This window comes from Rhizobium sp. WYCCWR 11146 (assembly GCF_013591995.1).
Classification (GTDB): domain Bacteria; phylum Pseudomonadota; class Alphaproteobacteria; order Rhizobiales; family Rhizobiaceae; genus Rhizobium; species Rhizobium indicum.
This window is the reverse complement of sequence record NZ_JACCEY010000024.1, coordinates 520,956-537,961: the sequence shown is the minus strand read 5'-3', so window position 1 is coordinate 537,961 and position 17,006 is coordinate 520,956. Positions and strand designations below refer to the sequence as shown.

16 protein-coding genes and 1 riboswitch are annotated in these 17,006 nt (G+C 60.5%); of the genes, 10 read left to right on the top strand and 6 right to left on the bottom strand.

Features of this window, described 5'->3' with window-relative positions; all coding sequences use genetic code 11:
• Positions 1 to 27: 27 nt before the first annotated feature.
• Complete coding sequence (locus HX899_RS22420; RefSeq protein WP_181293422.1) at positions 28 to 813, bottom strand: methyltransferase domain-containing protein; 786 nt, start codon at positions 811 to 813, stop codon at positions 28 to 30.
• 115 nt (positions 814 to 928) lie between these two features.
• On the opposite strand from HX899_RS22420, the gene HX899_RS22415 reads away from it, so the two are divergent.
• From HX899_RS22415 to HX899_RS22405, 3 genes are read left to right on the top strand one after another with little or no spacing between them, the layout of a single operon-like run.
• Complete coding sequence (locus HX899_RS22415) at positions 929 to 2,065, top strand: ABC transporter substrate-binding protein (protein ID WP_181293421.1); 1,137 nt, start codon at positions 929 to 931, stop codon at positions 2,063 to 2,065.
• A 6-nt stretch (positions 2,066 to 2,071) separates the two neighbouring features.
• Complete coding sequence (locus tag HX899_RS22410) at positions 2,072 to 3,142, top strand: iron ABC transporter permease (protein WP_181293420.1); 1,071 nt, start codon at positions 2,072 to 2,074, stop codon at positions 3,140 to 3,142.
• Positions 3,136 to 3,888 carry an ABC transporter ATP-binding protein gene (locus HX899_RS22405; protein WP_138329233.1) on the top strand — a complete coding sequence of 251 codons (753 nt, stop codon included), beginning with the start codon at positions 3,136 to 3,138 and terminating at the stop codon, positions 3,886 to 3,888. The genes HX899_RS22410 and HX899_RS22405 overlap by 7 nt, the downstream gene beginning before the upstream one ends.
• Before the next feature lie 24 nt (positions 3,889 to 3,912).
• On the opposite strand, the gene HX899_RS22400 is transcribed toward HX899_RS22405, so the two are convergent.
• The 4 genes from HX899_RS22400 to HX899_RS22385 all read right to left on the bottom strand — a co-directional run bounded on the left by HX899_RS22400 (position 3,913) and on the right by HX899_RS22385 (position 8,185).
• Positions 3,913 to 4,863 (bottom strand): sugar-binding transcriptional regulator, encoded by a 951-nt coding sequence (locus tag HX899_RS22400; RefSeq protein WP_003540269.1) that lies wholly within the window; start codon positions 4,861 to 4,863, stop codon positions 3,913 to 3,915.
• Positions 4,864 to 4,884: 21 nt separating this feature from the next.
• Complete coding sequence (locus tag HX899_RS22395; RefSeq protein ID WP_171598691.1) at positions 4,885 to 6,351, bottom strand: FGGY family carbohydrate kinase; 1,467 nt, start codon at positions 6,349 to 6,351, stop codon at positions 4,885 to 4,887.
• A gap of 68 nt (positions 6,352 to 6,419) precedes the next feature.
• Positions 6,420 to 7,376 carry a transketolase family protein gene (locus HX899_RS22390; RefSeq protein ID WP_171598690.1) on the bottom strand — a complete coding sequence of 319 codons (957 nt, stop codon included), beginning with the start codon at positions 7,374 to 7,376 and terminating at the stop codon, positions 6,420 to 6,422.
• Positions 7,376 to 8,185, bottom strand: a complete 810-nt coding sequence (locus HX899_RS22385; RefSeq protein ID WP_181293419.1) for a transketolase — start codon at positions 8,183 to 8,185, stop codon at positions 7,376 to 7,378. Before HX899_RS22385 ends, HX899_RS22390 begins: the two co-directional genes overlap by 1 nt.
• A 206-nt stretch (positions 8,186 to 8,391) precedes the next feature.
• Between HX899_RS22385 and HX899_RS22380 the strand changes: the two genes are divergently transcribed.
• The 6 genes from HX899_RS22380 (at position 8,392) to ribB (ending at position 14,912) form a co-directional block, all read left to right on the top strand.
• Positions 8,392 to 9,372, top strand: coding sequence for an ABC transporter permease (locus tag HX899_RS22380; RefSeq protein WP_180194056.1), 981 nt, complete (start codon positions 8,392 to 8,394; stop codon positions 9,370 to 9,372).
• A gap of 118 nt (positions 9,373 to 9,490) precedes the next feature.
• Positions 9,491 to 10,420: a sugar ABC transporter substrate-binding protein gene (locus HX899_RS22375; RefSeq protein ID WP_181293418.1), complete on the top strand. Its 930-nt coding sequence runs from the start codon at positions 9,491 to 9,493 to the stop codon at positions 10,418 to 10,420.
• Between the two features lie 28 nt (positions 10,421 to 10,448).
• Complete coding sequence (locus HX899_RS22370) at positions 10,449 to 11,927, top strand: sugar ABC transporter ATP-binding protein (protein ID WP_180194055.1); 1,479 nt, start codon at positions 10,449 to 10,451, stop codon at positions 11,925 to 11,927.
• Positions 11,928 to 11,949: 22 nt separating this feature from the next.
• The gene (locus HX899_RS22365) at positions 11,950 to 12,738 is read left to right on the top strand and encodes an SDR family oxidoreductase (protein ID WP_138389016.1); all 789 of its coding nucleotides are present in this window, start codon (positions 11,950 to 11,952) and stop codon (positions 12,736 to 12,738) included.
• Between the two features lie 284 nt (positions 12,739 to 13,022).
• Positions 13,023 to 13,805 carry a glucose 1-dehydrogenase gene (locus HX899_RS22360; RefSeq protein WP_138389015.1) on the top strand — a complete coding sequence of 261 codons (783 nt, stop codon included), beginning with the start codon at positions 13,023 to 13,025 and terminating at the stop codon, positions 13,803 to 13,805.
• A 194-nt stretch (positions 13,806 to 13,999) separates the two neighbouring features.
• Positions 14,000 to 14,150: riboswitch (FMN riboswitch) on the top strand.
• A 126-nt stretch (positions 14,151 to 14,276) separates the two neighbouring features.
• The gene (gene ribB / locus HX899_RS22355; protein ID WP_138329224.1) at positions 14,277 to 14,912 is read left to right on the top strand and encodes a 3,4-dihydroxy-2-butanone-4-phosphate synthase; all 636 of its coding nucleotides are present in this window, start codon (positions 14,277 to 14,279) and stop codon (positions 14,910 to 14,912) included.
• An 86-nt stretch (positions 14,913 to 14,998) separates the two neighbouring features.
• Here ribB and HX899_RS22350 read toward each other — a convergent pair whose 3' ends face one another.
• Positions 14,999 to 15,766: an SDR family oxidoreductase gene (locus tag HX899_RS22350; RefSeq protein ID WP_180194054.1), complete on the bottom strand. Its 768-nt coding sequence runs from the start codon at positions 15,764 to 15,766 to the stop codon at positions 14,999 to 15,001.
• 327 nt (positions 15,767 to 16,093) lie between these two features.
• Between HX899_RS22350 and HX899_RS22345 the strand changes: the two genes are divergently transcribed.
• Entirely contained in the window at positions 16,094 to 17,002 is a 909-nt protein-coding gene (locus HX899_RS22345) for a DMT family transporter (RefSeq protein WP_138389012.1), read from the top strand.
• Positions 17,003 to 17,006 lie beyond the last annotated feature (4 nt).

The following is a 17,006-nucleotide window of genomic DNA, read 5'->3' as shown; positions in this document are numbered from 1 at the left end:
CGGAGCCGCCGGCGGGCGCCAACCCCATCACCCAGGCTTGCGCGCACAAATCGCAAACCGGTCCTGTACCATGCGCTCCAGCCCGCGCAGGAACGGCATCTTGCGCGCCTGCGCCCAATGAATGTCGGCGAGTTTGCGGTCGACGACAATATCCGTAAAACCGGCTTGGCGCAGAAGATCGACGACTGCTTCGGCTGGCATCTGGTTGGAGAAATGCACGCGTGAGCGGATCTTCTGGTGCCGCGCCATCATCTCCGGCGACATGTGGCTCGCCGGCGGCCTGCCGGTCACCTTCGTCCAGAGCTTCTGCAGGCCCTTGACCCAGGTTTCCTTGCCCATATTGCCGTCGAGGATCAGCACCTTGCCGCCCGGTTTCAATACCGAGAACCATTCCTTAAACGCCGAAGCCGGGTCGACCAGCGTCCAGACGAGATGGCGGTTGGTGATGACGTCGTAGCTGTCCTTGGGCTCCATGGTGTTTTCGGCATCGCCGGAAACGAAACGGATATCGGTGCCGCGCTTCTTCGCCTTGGCGCGCGCCTGCGCCAGCATCGCATCCGACCAGTCGAGGCCGGTGACCGCAAAGCCGACATCATGCATGAGATGCGAGATGACGGCGGTGCCGCAGGCGAGATCGAGTGCCGCGCGCCCCTGCCCCTCGCCCAGATGTTTTTTGATCAGCCGCTGCCAGCCTTTCCGCTCCGCTTCCGAAAAGATTTCATGGCCGACGCTCTGGTCGAAGGTCGCCGCCCGTTCCGACCAGAAATCGCGGATTTCATCGCGGATGGAGTAGTTCGTATTCATGGAATTCATCTGAGGCACCTCGGCATCGGATCAGTTTGGAAACGCTCTAAAACATAGAACTTGATTCATAAAGTCATATTTCTTATGCCTGCGGACATTATTCAGACCTCGGGGGAATTTCCAGATGAATTTCGTGAAAATACTCGCAGTCTCCGCAGCGGCGATTGCGAGCCTGATGCCGCTTTCGGCCTGGGCGCAGTCCTTCACTGTCAAGGATGTCGCGGGTCGCGAAGTGACCTTCGACAAGCCGGTCGAGCGTGTGATCCTTGGGGAAGGCCGCATGCTCTATGCCGTAGCCCCGATCGAGAAGGAAGATCCCTTCGCCAAGATCGTCGGCTGGCGCAACGATCTCTGGACCACCGACAAGGATGGCTTCAACGCTTATGTCGAGAAGTTTCCGAAGGGCAAGGACCTGCCCTTTTTGGGCAACCTGACCGACGGCACGCTGCAGACCGAGACGGTCGTCAAGCTTCATCCCGATGTGCTGCTGCTGCCGATCGGCAACAAGGCGGCCGCCGACGAGGTGAAGCTCGAGGAGATGCTCAGCGGCATCGGCGTGAAGATCGTTTACATCGATTTCCGCGAGCACATTCTCGCCAATACCGGGCCGAGCCTGAAGATCCTCGGGCAGATCTTCGGCCATGAGGACCGCGCCGAAGCTGTGGCCCTCTTCTGGAAAGAGCAGATGGCGCGCGTCACCGACAAATTGAAGGCCGCCAATCCACCGAAGCCCAATGTCTTCATGTATCGCGCCGCAGGCCTCGTCGAATGCTGCGGCACCTTCGGTCCCGATAATTTCGGCCTGATGGTCGATTGGGCCGGCGGCCACAATCTCGGCTCCGATTTCCTGCCAGGCTATACCGGCTCGATCAATGCCGAGCAGGTCGTCGCCTCCAATCCTGACGTCATCGTCGTCACCGGCTCCAACTGGAGCCAGACCAAGAATGCCAAGGATTATGTGAATGTCGGCCCGAATGCCGCCGCCACCTTTGACGACAGCCGCAAGGCGCTGAACACGCTGGTGGAAAACCCTGCCTTCACCGGCTCCAGAGCGGTTGCCGGCGGCAATGTCCATGCGATCTGGCACCAGTTCTATACCAGCCCCTACCAGTTCGTCGCCGTGCAGCAGCTGGCCAAGTGGTTCCATCCGAACCTCTTTGCCGATCTCGATCCCGATGCCACCTTCAGGGAATTCCACGAAAAATTCCTGCCTGTCGCCTACCAGCCGGGTTACTGGGTCGACGCCAAGGCGGGTCAGTAATCCGAAATGGCCGAGATCGCCGCCATATCGATCGAAGCCGAGGCCGGGAGGGAGCGCTACCGCGCCCTCGCCCGGCGCAAGCTGCTGATCCTTATCGCCATGACGGCAGCACTCTGCCTGTCCTTTGCCGTCGATCTCGCCTGGGGGCCGGCCCGCTATAGTCTTACCGAGGTTGTCTCGGCCCTCCTCGACCCCTCCTCCGTTTCGGATCAGGTGCGGGCCGTCGTTTGGGACATCCGCATGCCGGTTGCGGTGATGGCGATCGTCGTCGGCGCATCGCTCTCCGTCGCCGGCGCGCAGATGCAGACGATCCTCGCCAATCCGCTCGCCAGCCCCTTCACACTCGGCATTTCAGCGGCGGCAAGCTTCGGCGCCGCCCTTGCCATCGTCACCAGCGTTCCGCTTCTGCCGGTTGCAGCCGGCCTGCTCGTGCCGGTCAATGCCTTCATCATGGCGTTGATCGCCACGCTCTTCATCCATTTCGTCTCGCAGGCCCGTGGCGTCTCGGTGCAGACAGTGGTGTTGCTCGGCATCGCGCTGGTCTTCACCTTCAATGCGGCTCTCGCCTTCCTGCAATATCTCGCCTCCGAACAGGCGCTATCGGCTGTCGTCTTCTGGACGATGGGCAGCCTCACCAAGGCCACCTGGCCAAAGATCTGGGCGACGCTCGCCGTGTTGCTGATCGCCCTGCCGCTCTTTGCTCGCAATGCCTGGGCGCTGACCGCGATTCGCCTCGGCGAGGACAAGGCCGCAAGCTTTGGTGTCAATGTCCGCCGCATCCGGCTGGAAACTATGCTCGTGGTCTCGCTGCTTGCCGCAGTCCCCGTCAGCTTCGTCGGCACGATCGGTTTCGTCGGCCTCGTCGGGCCGCATATCGCGCGCATGATCCTCGGCGAGGATCAGCGCTTCTTCCTGCCGGGCTCGATCCTGTCAGGCGCACTGCTGCTCTCGCTGACTTCGATCGTCTCGAAGTCGATCATACCAGGTGTCGTCTTCCCGATCGGCATCATCACCGCTCTGGTTGGCGTGCCCTTCTTCTTCTCGCTCATCCTCTCTAACAGGAGCCGGTCGTGGTAGCGCTTCAGTTGCAATCGGTCGGCGCCTATCACGGCCGCAAGCTCTTCGTCGAAGACGTGACGACGCCGGTGATGACATCAGGCGAGGTCGTGGCGGTGATCGGCCCGAACGCCGCCGGAAAGTCGACCCTCTTCAAGCGCATCACCGGCCTCCTCAAAGGGCCGGGCCATGTCGTCGTCGAAGGGTCGAAGGCGAAAAACGCCATCAGCTACATGCCGCAGGATACCTCGGCAAACGCCGTGCTGACGGTCTACGAATCCATCCTGCTTGCCCGCAAGCAGGGCCAGTCCTGGGCCGTAAGCGACAGCGACCTGCGCTTCATCGACGAGATCATGAAGGCGCTCGATATGTCAGCCATCGCCTTTCGCGATCTGGGCGCGCTTTCCGGCGGCCAGCGCCAGCTCGTCTCGATCGCCCAAGCCCTGGTGCGCGAACCTGAAATCATGCTGATGGACGAGCCGACCAGCGCGCTCGACCTCCACCGCCAGGTCGAGGTCCTCGACTTCATGCGCCGCCAGGCCCGCACCAAGGGCATGATCGTGCTGATCGCCATCCACGACCTCAACCAGGCGCTCCGCTTCGCCGATAAGGTCCTCGTCATCGCCAACGGCCGCATGCACGCCTGCGGCACCCCAAGGGATGTCGTCACCACCGAAATGCTGCGGGAGATCTACAGGGTCGAGGCCCGGGTGGAGAAATGCTCTATGGAGTACGACCACGTGATTGTGGATGGGACAGCCCATTGAGGCTGCCAAAATCAGCCTGCCTCATCAGTTGATCAATCGCTGCGCGGTAAACTTGTCCGTAACAAGCATGTGGATGACCCCCACGCGGAGCGCCCCTGCGATTGCGTCGGTCTTTTTGGACCCGCCGGCAAGAGCAATGACCCGGTCCACCCGTTCGAGATCCTCGAGTGGAAGCCCTATGACCCGGTCGTCCAGAGGTGTCTTGACCGGCTTGCCGTTTTTATCGAAGAAGCGAAGCGAGATATCGCCGACGGCTCCCGCTTCCGCGAGATCAGACAGTTCGCGGGATGAAAAGATGTTGCCTGACCGTGCGAGAAGTTCGGACGGTTCGACTGCTCCGATTCCGACAATCGCAAGCGTTATGCTGCCGAACAAGTCCATCGTCTCCCGAACGTATGGATCGGCCTGCATAAGAAATTTTGCCTCTCTAGACGTCGTAACGCCTTGCACGGCGAGCAGTTTTGGCTCAGCGCCGGTCAGCCGAGCAAGCCGCGTGGTAAGCTGCGTCGCATGCGTCTGCACTGAAGGATCGCCCATGCCTCCAAGGGTTTGGACGACGTATTTCGCCTGAGCGCTCTTCAGGGGATGAATGTTCTCGACCATCTTGGAAATGGTCTGGCTCCAACTCGAAACGCCGATGATCTCCCCTGGCGCAAGCGTCACCTCCAAGAGATGAGCCGCTGCCTCTCCGATACGGGCCATGATGGCTCCGTCCCGATCTTCCGTGCACTCAACGACGATCGCCTCCGGCAAATCATATTTCTCGCGAAGCGCGCTCTCAAGCTCGCTGTAGGTGCCAACGGGGGGGGTCACGCTGGTTCGTACAATATCTTCGGCCTCGGCACGCTTGAGCATGCGCGACACAGTCGCCTGCGACAGGCGAAGGTGCTGTGCGATCTCCGCCTGTCGCCGTCCCTCCAAGTGGTACATCTGGGCGACCCTCGAGATGAGGCGGAGTTCATTGAGGCGAGTCATCGCTAATCCTAGAGTGAATTTTTATTCATCATTAGCTGTTGTTTCGCGTGCCGTCGAGCGGGCAAGTGCATCATTCCAGGTATCCAGAAGCACCGCTCGATCCACGGGTTCCGGGTCAATGATATGTGAGCTCCGGGGCAACTCTGCGATAACCTGGAGATCGCTCCACAGGCCAAGTGAGAGACCCGCGAGATATGCGGCCCCCAAAGCCGACGCCTCGGGTGCTTCGCATTGAATCACGGGATGTTCGATGAGATTCGAGACACACTGCATCAGGAAGCGGTTCTGGCTCGGTCCGCCGTCCACATAGAGCGCCCCGAGCTCGCCGCCGCTTTGTGCTCGCATGGCGGCGATCACGTCGTGCACCTGGAAGGCGATCGAGTCGGTTACCGACCGCGCCATTTGTGCACGTGTCGTATTGAAGTTGATCTGCGAAAACAGGGCACGGGCGTCGGATTTCCAATAGGGTGCGCCCAGTCCCACGAATGCCGGCACGAAGCCCGGTCCGCCCGGTTCGGCGCTCGCCGCAAGTTCGACAAGGGCCGCCACGTCCGAAAGGCCGAGAATGCCTGCCATCCAGGGGAGACTGGCGGCGCAAACGAGAATATTGCCTTCGAAAGCGAAAGTCGGCTTTCCATGGAGACGCCATGCGACAGTCGTTGTGACGCCGTTGCGTGGGGGAATAAATCGCGGAAGCGTCGTCATCACCGACGAGCCGGTTCCGAAGGTTACCTTGCCATCACCCGGCTTGAATGCTCCATGACCGAACAGCGCAGCATGACTGTCTCCGATCACGGCCATTATCGGAGTTCCATCCGGCACGCCTGGCAACCCTTGCGTCCTGCCGAAGTCGGCAGAGCTGTCGAGTACCTCGGGGAGGAGCGCGATATCCACGCCGAAAATCTCGCCAAGTTCCTCGCTCCATCTCTGCTCCTGGAGATCGAACAACTGGCTCCTGGCGGCATTCGAAGCATCGCAAACATGCCGGCGCCCGCCCGTCAGGCAATGGACGAGCCAACTGTCGACCGTTCCCAGCCGCACCGATCGCCCGGCCGGAATACGGTCGAGCAGCCATCGGAATTTCGAACCCGGGAACATCGGATCCAGTGGCAGGCCTGTGAGCGCCTGCACGCGGTCAAGGCGGCCTTCAGCAATGAGACGTTCGCAATCCTGTGCCGTTCGACGGCACTGCCAGCTCACCACCGGTCCAAGTGCTTCTCCCGTTTCGGCGTCCCAGGCAGTGACTGACTCGCGCTGATTGGAAATCGCCACGGCCTCGACAGCCACATCGGGGGCGCCCTTCAGGCAGGCGTCGATCGCCTCGCAGACGGATGCGTAGAGCCGGCGTGGGTCTTGTTCGACCCAGCCTGATTTCGGATAGGTGATGCCGACCGGAGCCGAACCCCTGCCAACAATTTCTCCCTTTTCGGAAACGAGAACTGCCTTCGAATTGGTCGTGCCCTGGTCAATTGCCAGAATTGCCCGCATTCCATCCTCCCCAGATCAGACGGCAGCCGGGACGACAAAAAGCGTCCCGGCTGATCACGTGATCCCAGTTACTTGCGCCTGATCAGCGACTGCGCCGCGTCGGCGATTGCGGACGGCGCCATCCCGAATTCGTCGAGCAGGAACTCTGCCGAACCGGTCGGAGCGTAGACGCCGGGAACGCCGAGACGTTTCATCGGGACTGGAGCATTGTCGACCACCACTTCGGCGACTGCGGAACCGAGCCCGCCAAAAATCGAATGCTCTTCGGCTGTGACGATCGCTCCGGTTTCCTTCGCCGCGGCGATGATGGCGTCCTCGTCGATCGGACGAACCGTTGCAAGGTTGAGCACTCTGGCGTTGATACCGCGTTCTGCGAGGATTTCGGCAGCCCTTAATATGCGATGAGTCAAAGTGCCGTTTGCGATAAGGGTGACGTCGGAACCCTGGCGAAGGAGGTTTGCCTTGCCAAGTTCGAACTTGTGACCCTCCGGAAGGAGATCAGGCACACCGACGCGAGACAGACGCAGGAAACAGGGGCCGTTGTAGGCCGCGGCCCACTCAACCGCAGCAGCTGTTTCGATGCGGTCACAAGGCGCAATGACCGGAAGATTAGGCAGAACCCGCGTCCAGGCGAAGTCTTCGATCGAGTGATGGGTCGGGCCGAGTTCGCCATACGCCATTCCAGAAGAAATGCCGACCAGCTTGACGTTGGCATTCGAATACGAAATATCGGCTTTGATCTGCTCCAGCGACCGTCCCGTTAGAAACGGAGCGGCAGCGCACACGAACGGAAGGCGTCCGCCATTGGCGAGGCCTGCTGCAACCCCCACCATGTTCTGCTCAGCGATACCGACATTGACGAGGCGCTCTCCAAACTTCGCCTTGAAGCCGCCGAGCTTGGAGGACCCCACGGAGTCGTTGCAGACGGCAACGATCGTTTCGTTTTCGGCTGCCAGCCGCTCAAGCGTAGTGGCGAATGCGTCGCGGCAATCGTAGAGCTTGGGTGCGTTTATTGGCGCGTTCATCACAGTGCCTCCGACAATTCTGCCAATGCGATTTCGTATTGTTCCTTGCTCGGTACCTTGTGGTGCCAGTCGACTCGGTCTTGCATGAACGAGATTCCATGCCCCTTGTTGGTGTGGGCCACGATACAATGCGGTCTCGATCCCCGGTATTCGAGGGCTGAAACGACTTCGCTCATATTGTTCCCGTTGATCTCGGTGACTTCCCAATCGAAAGCTTCAAGCTTCGGACGAAGCGGGGCGAGATCGTTGGTTTCCGCCAGGGCGGCGCCCTGCTGGAACCTGTTGTGGTCGATGACCAGCGTTAAGTTATCGAGCTTGAACTGCGCGGCCGCCATGATCGCTTCCCAGTTGGAGCCCTCCTGCATCTCACCGTCGCCGGTGACGACGTAGGTGTGATACTTCGCGCCTGAGAGCTTGGCGGCTTTTGCCATTCCTATTGCGACTGGAAGACCGTGGCCGAGCGGCCCGGTATTCGTTTCAACGCCAGGGACCTTGTTGCAATTTGGATGCCCGTTCAGCCTCGAATGCGGCTGCAAGAAGGTGGAAATCTCTTCCTCCGGGATGAAGCCGCGTTTTGCGAGCGTCACATACAGAGCGCATGCAGTATGTCCCTTCGAAAGAACGAACCTGTCGCGGTCCGAGTGCTTTGGCTGATCGGGCCAAACATTCAGCACACGAAAATAGAGGGCAGTCAAAATGTCGATGACCGACATTTCCCCGCCAATATGGCCGGCGCCCGCTTCAAAGACCGCCTGGAGATCGCGCAATCGGATCTCGCGAGCGACCCGCTCGAGTTCTGTCGTATTCATGGGTTCCTCTCATGCATAAATATTCAGTTATCAATATTTTTGCACAAGACACCGATTAGTCAAGCCCTTTAAGCAACGCGCCGGCAGTTGCAAGTCCGGAAAATCCTATTGACAGCTCGGAAGCAACTTGTTAATGAATTTTCCAGCATCAGTGAATATTTATTCGTAGAGTGAATTAGCGAATAGCCTAGGCATAGGGAGGAACAATGGTGGCGCTCGATATCAATGAACACGGGCTTTCGTCCGGCGCCTGGTTGAGCAAGCTCAAGGGCGCCACCGGCCCGCTCGTGGGGCTGCTCTTGCTTTGCGTCTTCCTGAGCCTCAGCACCGACACGTTTCTTTCGGTTCGGAACGGCCTCAACATCCTCGATCAGATCACTGTCCTCGGCATCATGGCCGTCGGAATGACCTTTGTCATTCTGATCGGCGGCATCGATCTTTCCGTCGGCTCGGCGCTCGCTCTTGCGATGATGGTCATGGGCTGGACTGCGAATGTCGCCGGCCTACCGCTGCCGGTCGGGATCGTTTTTGCTCTGGTCGCATCGGGCGTTTCGGGCCTGATCGTCGGACTTCTGGTGACACAGTTCAGGGTTCCAGCGTTTATTGCCACTCTTGCGATGATGTCCGCGGCTCGCGGCGTCGCAAATATGATCACGGACGGCCAGCAGATCGTCGGATTCCCCGACTGGTTCATGATGCTGGCAATCGATCGTCATTTCGGCGTGTTGACAGCCACTGTGTTTCTCATGCTTGCGGTTGTTCTTGCGGCGTGGCTTTTCCTGCACTTCCGGTCTGAAGGTCGCATGCTCTACGCGGTGGGAGGAAATCCGGAAGTCGCTCGGCTGGCGGGTATCAACGTCCCGCTCGTGACGATTGGCGTCTACGTCGCAAGTTCAGTCCTTGCGGGGCTCGCAGGCATCGTGCTCGCCGCGCGGCTGGATTCCGTCCAGCCGTCCAGTGGTCTGGGCTATGAACTGGACACCATTGCCGCGGTCGTCATTGGCGGGACTTCGCTCTCCGGCGGCGCGGGCGGCATCGGTGGAACGCTGATCGGCGTTCTTATCATCGGCGTCCTTCGCAACGGGCTCAATCTTCTCAACGTCTCGCCATTCCTGCAGCAGGTGATCATCGGCATCGTCATTGTGCTCGCGGTCGGCGCGGAGACCATTCGTCGGCGTCGCGCCTGACGAGCGGGGGTCCGCTGCGTTGGCGGACCCGGAATTCCGCCCCAAAAATTTGGGGCGGATCAATACCCCGAGGGGGAGGACATACCCGAGGGTTCCATCAAACAACGGAGGAAATACAATGAAAATAGCGCGCACCATGCTCGCGTCTGCTGCACTGCTCGGCCTCATGCTCGGCCCCGTACACGCGGCGGAACTGAAGAAGCTCGGCCTGGCCGTAGCCAACCTTCAGGCAAACTTCTTCAACCAGATCAAGCAATCGGTCGAAGCCGAAGCCAAGAAGCGCGGCATCGAAGTCATCACGGTCGACGCAAAGGGCGACGGGCCGACACAGGTCAATCAGATCCAGGACCTTCTGACCCAGAAAATCGACGCGCTGATCTACATTCCGGCCGGCGCGGCGGCTGCGACCGTTCCGGTCAAGCTCGCAAAGAGCGCTGGTATTCCGGTCGTGAACGTTGACCGCAACGCCGAGGGCGCACCCGGCGATACCTTCCTTGCAACGGATTCCGTCGCGTCTGCCAAGGCCGTGTGCGACTACATCCTGAAGGAAGCCGGCGGCAAGGGGAAGATGGTCATCATCCACGGCCAGAAGGGCACGACGCCGGAAGTCGATCGTTCGAAGGGCTGCGGTGAATCTCTCAAGGCATATCCTGACGTCAAGGTTGTCGCCGAGCAGTTCTCGAACATCTGGAGCCAGGACGAAGGATTCCAGATCATGCAGAATATGCTCCAGGCAAATCCGGACGTTTCGATCGTGTTCGCCCAGGCCGACGGCCTCGCCCTTGGCGCCGCGCAGGCGATCAAGGTCGCCAATCCTTCCCAGAAGATCGTAGTTGGCGGCTTCGATGGTGACACCGCAGCTCTCGAAGCGCTCAGCAAGGGTGTCTTCAACGTAACGGCGACCCAGCAGACGCAGAAGATGGGCCGCGACGCGGTTGAAAACGCCGCCAAGCTTGTCGCCGGGGAAAAGGTGCCGCCGGTCCAGCTCCTGGATGCCACGCTGACAACCAAGGAAAACGTCGCAGGCTTCATCGCCAACCATCCGTAATGAAGTTGAGGTCTTGAGGAGGTGTGCCGTGACTGATCCAGTTCTTTCCCTGAGGGGCATATCCAAATGGTATGGGCCGCTCCAGGTTCTGAAGAATGTCAGCCTGGACGTTTATCCGGGCGAAGTGGTTGCACTTCTCGGTGAAAACGGAGCGGGCAAGTCAACGCTATCCGGCATCATCGCCGGGTCACGCACACCGTCCGAAGGATCAATGACATGGCTGGGGCAGCCTTATGCCCCGGCCACCCCAAGGGAAGCGATCGACAAGGGCGTTGTCCTGATCCATCAGGAGCTGCAGCTTCTGCCGCAGCTGTCGATCGCGGAAAACGTCTTCATCGGACGTTGGCCGATGAAGAACGGCGTCGTCGACCGCGCCCAGATGGTTCGCCGGGCCCAGGACCAGCTCGCTCGCTTGAACCTTCACATCCCCGCAACGCGGACGGTCGCCGGCCTTTCCACGGCAAATCAGCAACTTATCGAGATCGCCAAGGCGCTGGCTCTCAACGCAAAGCTCTTGATCCTCGATGAGCCGACAGCCGCCCTTGGCGGCGCGGAGACGGAAGCTCTTTTCGAACAGGTTCGGAAGCTTCGCTCAGAAGGCGTCGGCATCGTCTACATTTCCCACCGCATGGAAGAGATCAAGCGAATAACCGACCGGATCGTCGTTCTTCGCGATGGCGAGCGCGTGCAGGAATTCTCAGACAGCGCGACCCCGGTGCGAACGATCGTCGAAAGCATGGTCGGACGCCCGCTTGACCGCTTGTTCCCTGCCCTGCCAGTTCCGACAGACCATCCGGTACTCCAGGTGTCCGGACTGAGCTCGCCGGACAACTCGTTCCGTGACGTTACCTTCGAAGTGCGCGCCGGGGAAATTCTCGGAATCGCCGGATTGGTCGGCGCCGGCCGTACGGAACTTGTCCGCGCGATTTCGGGCGCGGACCCAATCAGTGCAGGTTCGATCAAGCTGGAAGGCGAAGAACTCAGGCTGCGCGATCCGGCGGACGCGATCGCCAAGGGTATCGTGATGGTTCCGGAAGACCGCAAGGAGCAGGGCCTGATTGTCGGGCACCGGATCGGCGAGAACATTATCTACGCCAATCTCGACAAGCTGGGCGGGCGTTGGATTACGCCGAGCGTCAAGCGCTCGTTTGCGGAGAAGGCAGTTGCCAAGTTCGGCGTAAAGGGCCGTGCGGAGCAATATGCCTCGGACCTGTCCGGCGGCAACCAGCAGAAGGTGGTCATCGCGAAATGGCTGATGCGCGATCCTAAGGTCGTCGTGCTCGACGAACCGACGAGAGGCATCGACGTCGGCGCCCGAGCGGGCATCTACGACATCATCGTCAATCTTGCAAAACGGGGCGTGGCGGTCATCGTCGTAAGCTCGGACCTTGAGGAAGTTCTCGGAGTCTCCAATCGCATTCTCGTGCTTGCGCAAGGCAAACAGGCAGGCATTCTCAATCGTGACCAGGCAAATGACGTTTCGGTCATGGAGCTAGCTACCATCTAAACAGACAGAGAAAGGAAGAGCGGTGTCCGACATCACTCTGAACGCCCCGAAGCTTTTCGATCTCAGCGGCCAGGTTGCCATCGTTACCGGAGCCGGAAGCGGCATTGGGCAGCGCATTGCCATCGGCCTTGCGCAATGCGGGGCGGACGTGGCGTTGCTCGACCGTCGAACCGACGACGGGCTGGCCAAGACGGCTGAACATATTCGCGCCGCCGGCCGCCGCTCGATCCAGATCGCGGCGGATGTCACGAGCAAATCTTCCCTTGGAGATGCCGTAGCACGGACCGAAGCCGATCTCGGCCCATTGACACTTGCAGTCAACGCTGCAGGCATCGCTAACGCGAACGCAGCGGAAGAAATGGAGGAGGACCAATATCAGACGTTGATGGATATCAACCTGAAAGGCGTCTTTCTTTCCTGCCAGGCAGAGGCTCGCGCCATGCTGAAGAATGGGCGCGGCTCCATCGTCAACATCGCTTCCATGTCGGGTGTGATCGTAAACCGGGGGCTGAGCCAAGCGCACTATAACGCCTCCAAGGCGGGCGTGATCCATATGTCGAAGTCCATGGCGATGGAATGGGTCGACCGCGGCATTCGCGTCAACACCATCTCCCCCGGATACACGGCAACGCCCATGAACACCCGTCCGGAGATGGTCCACCAGACCAAGCTCTTCGAAGAGCAGACGCCGATGCAGCGCATGGCAGCGGTGGACGAGATGGTAGGCCCGGCGGTGTTTCTGCTGTCGAATGCAGCAAGTTTCGTGACCGGCGTCGATCTTCTTGTCGATGGCGGTTTCTGCTGCTGGTGATGCGATGAGAAAGCTCATTGCCGCCGCTGGAAAGTGACCGGTCTCGCTTCCTCCCTGGCTGAGATCGAGGCGCTGAAGGGACTAACGGGCAAGACGGCGTGCGATATCGCCGTCTGCCCGCCCTTCACGCCGATCGAACGGGCTGTCTAACGGACGGAGGGCTCGGGCGTCGTCATCGGCGCTAAAGGCTGCCTGAATTTGCGACAACCGGTTGAGATCCAATAATGATCGCATGGTAGGTCGCACCCAGATTTGCTGTTTATCGAGTGACACAAGGAAAGAGCATGAAACGCTTTGAGCAGAAGACTGTCGTCATTACCGGGGGCAGTCGCGGCATCGGCGCCGCCATCGCCAGACGCTTTGCGCGCGAAGGCGCCAATCTCGTCGTCTCGGCCAATGAGGAGCTGGTCCACGGCGTTGCCGAACAGATCCGAACCGAAGGCGGCAAGGCGATCTCCTTCATCGGCGATGTCACCGACAAGGCAAGCGTCACCGCCCTCTATGATGCCGCCGAGAAGGAATTCGGCTCGGTCGACGTTTCGATCCAGAATGCCGGCGTCATCACCATCGCCCGCGTCGAGGACCTGACCGAAAACGAGTGGGACAAGGTCATGGCCGTCAACACCAAGGGCGTCTTCCTCTGCGCCCAGGAGGCAATATCAAGAATGCGCAAGCACAAGCGCGGCGGCCGCATCATCAACACCGCTTCCGGCCAAGCCCGCGACGGCTTCATCTACACCCCGCATTATGCCGCCTCGAAAATGGGCGTCGTCGGAATCACCCAGAGCCTGGCCAAGGAAGTCGCGACCGAGAAGATCACCGTCAACGCCTTCTGCCCCGGCATCATCGAGACCGACATGTGGGCCTATAACGACCAGGCCTGGGGCAAGCTGCTCGGCAACTACGCCCCCGGCGAACTGATGAAGGAATGGGTCGAAGGCATCCCGATGAAACGGGCCGGCTCCGGCGAAGATGTCGCCGGCCTGGTGACCTTCCTCGCCAGCGATGACGCTGCCTATATCACCGGCCAGACGATCAATGTCGACGGCGGCCTGATCATGTCCTGATGCAGGCGCCCAAATTGCGTAGCGGTTTTGGGACAACGACATGCATCGAACAAAGAGCAAACCACGAGCGAAGTGCGGAAGGCGACACGGTCGTCGCCTCTGTGTGAACAGTGTGTCCATCGGCGTTAGGGCAGCTTTGCATTTTTGCCTGGTCGAGTGACCTTGCCATCCGCCTGTTTTTGGTCCTATCTTTGAAGTGTTCTCAGGGCGGGGTGTAATTCCCCACCGGCGGTATCAGGAGCAATCCTGGAGCCCGCGAGCGCTTCCGGCACCTCCTGTCGGAAGGTCAGCAGATCCGGTGAGATGCCGGAGCCGACGGTATAGTCCGGATGGAAGAGGACAACACGGGCAGTCGCACTCCATCCTGGAGGCGGCTGACGTTTGTTCGCCCAAGGGCAGAAGGCTCGCTCACGGATTGAGCCGAGCAGACCATGTCAGTCCGCTGACATAACCCTTGAAAGGCCAGACAGCATGACTATCGCAACAATTGAAGATGCCATATCAGCCATTGCCAGCGGCAAGATGGTCGTCGTCGTCGACGACCAGAACCGGGAAAACGAGGGCGATATCGTGGTCGCGGCCGATGCCGTCACCCCGGAAACAATCGCCTTCATGATGACCCACGCCCGTGGTCTCGTCTGCATCGCCATGGAAGGCGAGCGTCTCGATGCGCTCGACATTCCGCTGATGGTGCCCAACAACACGGAATCGCACAAAACTGCCTTCACGGTCTCGGTTGATTATCTCAAGGGCACGACGACGGGCATTTCTGCGGCGGACCGCGCCGCCACCGTCCGCGCCCTGGTCGATGATCGCGCAAAGCCCGCCGATTTCGCCCGCCCCGGCCATATCTTTCCGCTGCGCGCCAATCCCCGCGGCGTGCTCGGCCGCCCTGGCCATACCGAAGCCGCCATCGATCTCGCCCGCCTTGCCGGAAGGGTCCCCGCCGGCGTCATCTGCGAAGTCGCCAACGACGACGGAACCATGTCTCGCCTGCCCGAACTCACGCTCTTCGCCGAACGCCACAACCTACCCCTCGTCACCATCGAGGATCTGATCGCCTATCTCGACCGCCAGGTAGTAAAAGACATACGCGAAGTCGCTTGATCGATGCCTTTGTTGCGGTGGCACAGCCCGCCGCAACTAAGAACGTGCCGAAGCGATGACCCTGAGGGCACCTTCCCTTGCCCACCCTATGTCCGGCTGATTGAAACGCCGCCATCGGCCAGCATCGCCGTGCCGGTCACGAAGCTCGACATGTCGGAGGCGAGGAAAAGCGCCGCATTGGCGATCTCTTCGGGTTGCGCCATGCGTTTCAGCGCATGCAGCCCCTCCACGAAGGCGAGCACCTCCGGCGTGGCATCAGGCGCGTTGGTAATGCTGGCGGGCGTGTCGGTGCCACCAGGAAGCAGTGCGTTGACGCGGATCTTCTGCGCTCCGAGTTCAGCGGCGAGCACCTGCACGAAGCCGATCAGCCCCGCCTTGCTCGCCGCATAGGCGGCCATGCCAGGCATACCGACGGTGTGGCCGACGAAAGTCGAGGTGAAGATCAGCGATCCGCCGCCTTTTCCCATCGCCGCCGACTGGTGTTTGGCGCCGAGGAAGGCGGCGGTGAGATTGGTCTCGATCGTCTCGCGCCAGCCCTCGAGCGACAGCCCGGCAACCGGCCCCATCTCACCGAGGATGCCGGCATTGTTGAAGGCGATGTCGAGCCGGCCAAAACGCGAGACCGCCGTTTCGACGAGCCTTGCCTGCAGCGCCTCGTTCCTGACATCGCCTGATATGGCGACGGCTTGACCACCCTCCGCCTCGATTTCCGCGATGACATCATCGAGCGCGTCCTGCCGCCGGCCGGTGACCACGAGCTTGGCGCCTTGCCGCGCAAAGAGTTTCGCCGCCGCGCGGCCGATGCCGGAGCTTGCGCCGGTGATGATGGCGATCTTGTCGTTGAGAAGTGTCATATCGGTCTCTCCTGGGTTGTTGCGAGATGTGAGATGCTCAAATATCAGGCGATGCAGCCACCCGATTCCCGCGCAAGAAGAGAAAAACGCCTATGGCCGAACCGGAAGGAGCGATGGCGCGTCCCCATCGCCGCCTTGATGGCCGTGCGGAAGTATCGGGATTCGCCTTATAAAACGGTGATTTGCGGCGATCTCACTCACACGCCTGCGTTGACGTCAGCGTTATTGTGCACCGCATCATCGATTTATGCTTTGTGTGACATTCATCCGATTCCCTTGATGCATCTTCGCGATTAAAAGGAGCGCACAGGTAACGGGAATCTCTTCATGCCGCGGTCACGCAATACTGAGGGCGCCATCTATATGAGTATGGCGATGGCCGGCTTTTCCGCGAGCGACGCTCTGTCCAAATCGGTGATCGGCTATATGAACGCTGGCGAAATCATGTTCCTGCGCGGCCTCTTCACCAGCCTGCTCGTCTATCTGATCGCCTGGAAAATGGGCGCGCTGCGTTCCTGGCGCATCATGCTGCAGCCGATGATCATTTTCAGGATCATCTGCGAGACGCTCTCCGCCGTCACCTATATCACCGCGCTCGGCATGATGCCGATCGCCAATGCCTCGGCGATCCTGCAATCGCTGCCACTGGTCGTCACCTTCGGCGCGGCGCTCTTCTTTGGCGAGCCGGTCGGCTGGCGGCGCTGGTCGGCGATCCTCGTCGGCCTCGTCGGCGTGATGATCATCATTCGTCCCGGCCCTGAGGGATTCACCGCCGCCGCCCTCCTCTGCGTCGCCGCGGTGCTGACGACGGCCGGCCGCGATCTCGCCACCCGGAGCATCAGTCCGGAGATTCCCTCGCTGATGATAACCGTCATCACCGCCATATCAGCCTCCTTCTTCGGTGCGCTGCTCATTCCGGTGCTTGGCGGCTGGCAGCCGGTCAGCGCCACCGCGCTTGGTCATCTCGTGCTCGCATCGGTGCTGGTGCTCGTTGGCTATCAGTCGGTCATCCTCGCCATGCGCACTGGCGAAATCTCTTTCGTCGCGCCGTTCCGCTATACCAGCCTGATCTTCTCTTCTGTGCTCGGCTTCTTTTTCTTCGCCGAAGTGCCTGACAGCTGGACGCTCGTGGGGGCTGCGATCGTCATCGCCTCCGGCCTCTATACGTTCTATCGTGAGGCCAAGCGCCGCGTGTCGCCGATCGCGCAGGAATCCGCGCCGCGCGCGCCGGTTTGAGGAA

Bases quoted from the DNA above. Each gene is read 5' to 3' on its own strand.
- HX899_RS22420 (WP_181293422.1), bottom strand. From the start codon at position 813: ATGAATTCCATGAATACGAACTACTCCATCCGCGATGAAATCCGCGAT.
- HX899_RS22415 (WP_181293421.1), top strand. From the start codon at position 929: ATGAATTTCGTGAAAATACTCGCAGTCTCCGCAGCGGCGATTGCGAGC.
- HX899_RS22410 (WP_181293420.1), top strand. From the start codon at position 2,072: ATGGCCGAGATCGCCGCCATATCGATCGAAGCCGAGGCCGGGAGGGAG.
- HX899_RS22400 (WP_003540269.1), bottom strand. From the start codon at position 4,863: ATGACTCGCCTCAATGAACTCCGCCTCATCTCGAGGGTCGCCCAGATG.
- HX899_RS22395 (WP_171598691.1), bottom strand. From the start codon at position 6,351: ATGCGGGCAATTCTGGCAATTGACCAGGGCACGACCAATTCGAAGGCA.
- HX899_RS22390 (WP_171598690.1), bottom strand. From the start codon at position 7,376: ATGAACGCGCCAATAAACGCACCCAAGCTCTACGATTGCCGCGACGCA.
- HX899_RS22385 (WP_181293419.1), bottom strand. From the start codon at position 8,185: ATGAATACGACAGAACTCGAGCGGGTCGCTCGCGAGATCCGATTGCGC.
- HX899_RS22380 (WP_180194056.1), top strand. From the start codon at position 8,392: ATGGTGGCGCTCGATATCAATGAACACGGGCTTTCGTCCGGCGCCTGG.
- HX899_RS22375 (WP_181293418.1), top strand. From the start codon at position 9,491: ATGAAAATAGCGCGCACCATGCTCGCGTCTGCTGCACTGCTCGGCCTC.
- HX899_RS22360 (WP_138389015.1), top strand. From the start codon at position 13,023: ATGAAACGCTTTGAGCAGAAGACTGTCGTCATTACCGGGGGCAGTCGC.
- ribB (WP_138329224.1), top strand. From the start codon at position 14,277: ATGACTATCGCAACAATTGAAGATGCCATATCAGCCATTGCCAGCGGC.
- HX899_RS22350 (WP_180194054.1), bottom strand. From the start codon at position 15,766: ATGACACTTCTCAACGACAAGATCGCCATCATCACCGGCGCAAGCTCC.
- HX899_RS22345 (WP_138389012.1), top strand. From the start codon at position 16,094: ATGCCGCGGTCACGCAATACTGAGGGCGCCATCTATATGAGTATGGCG.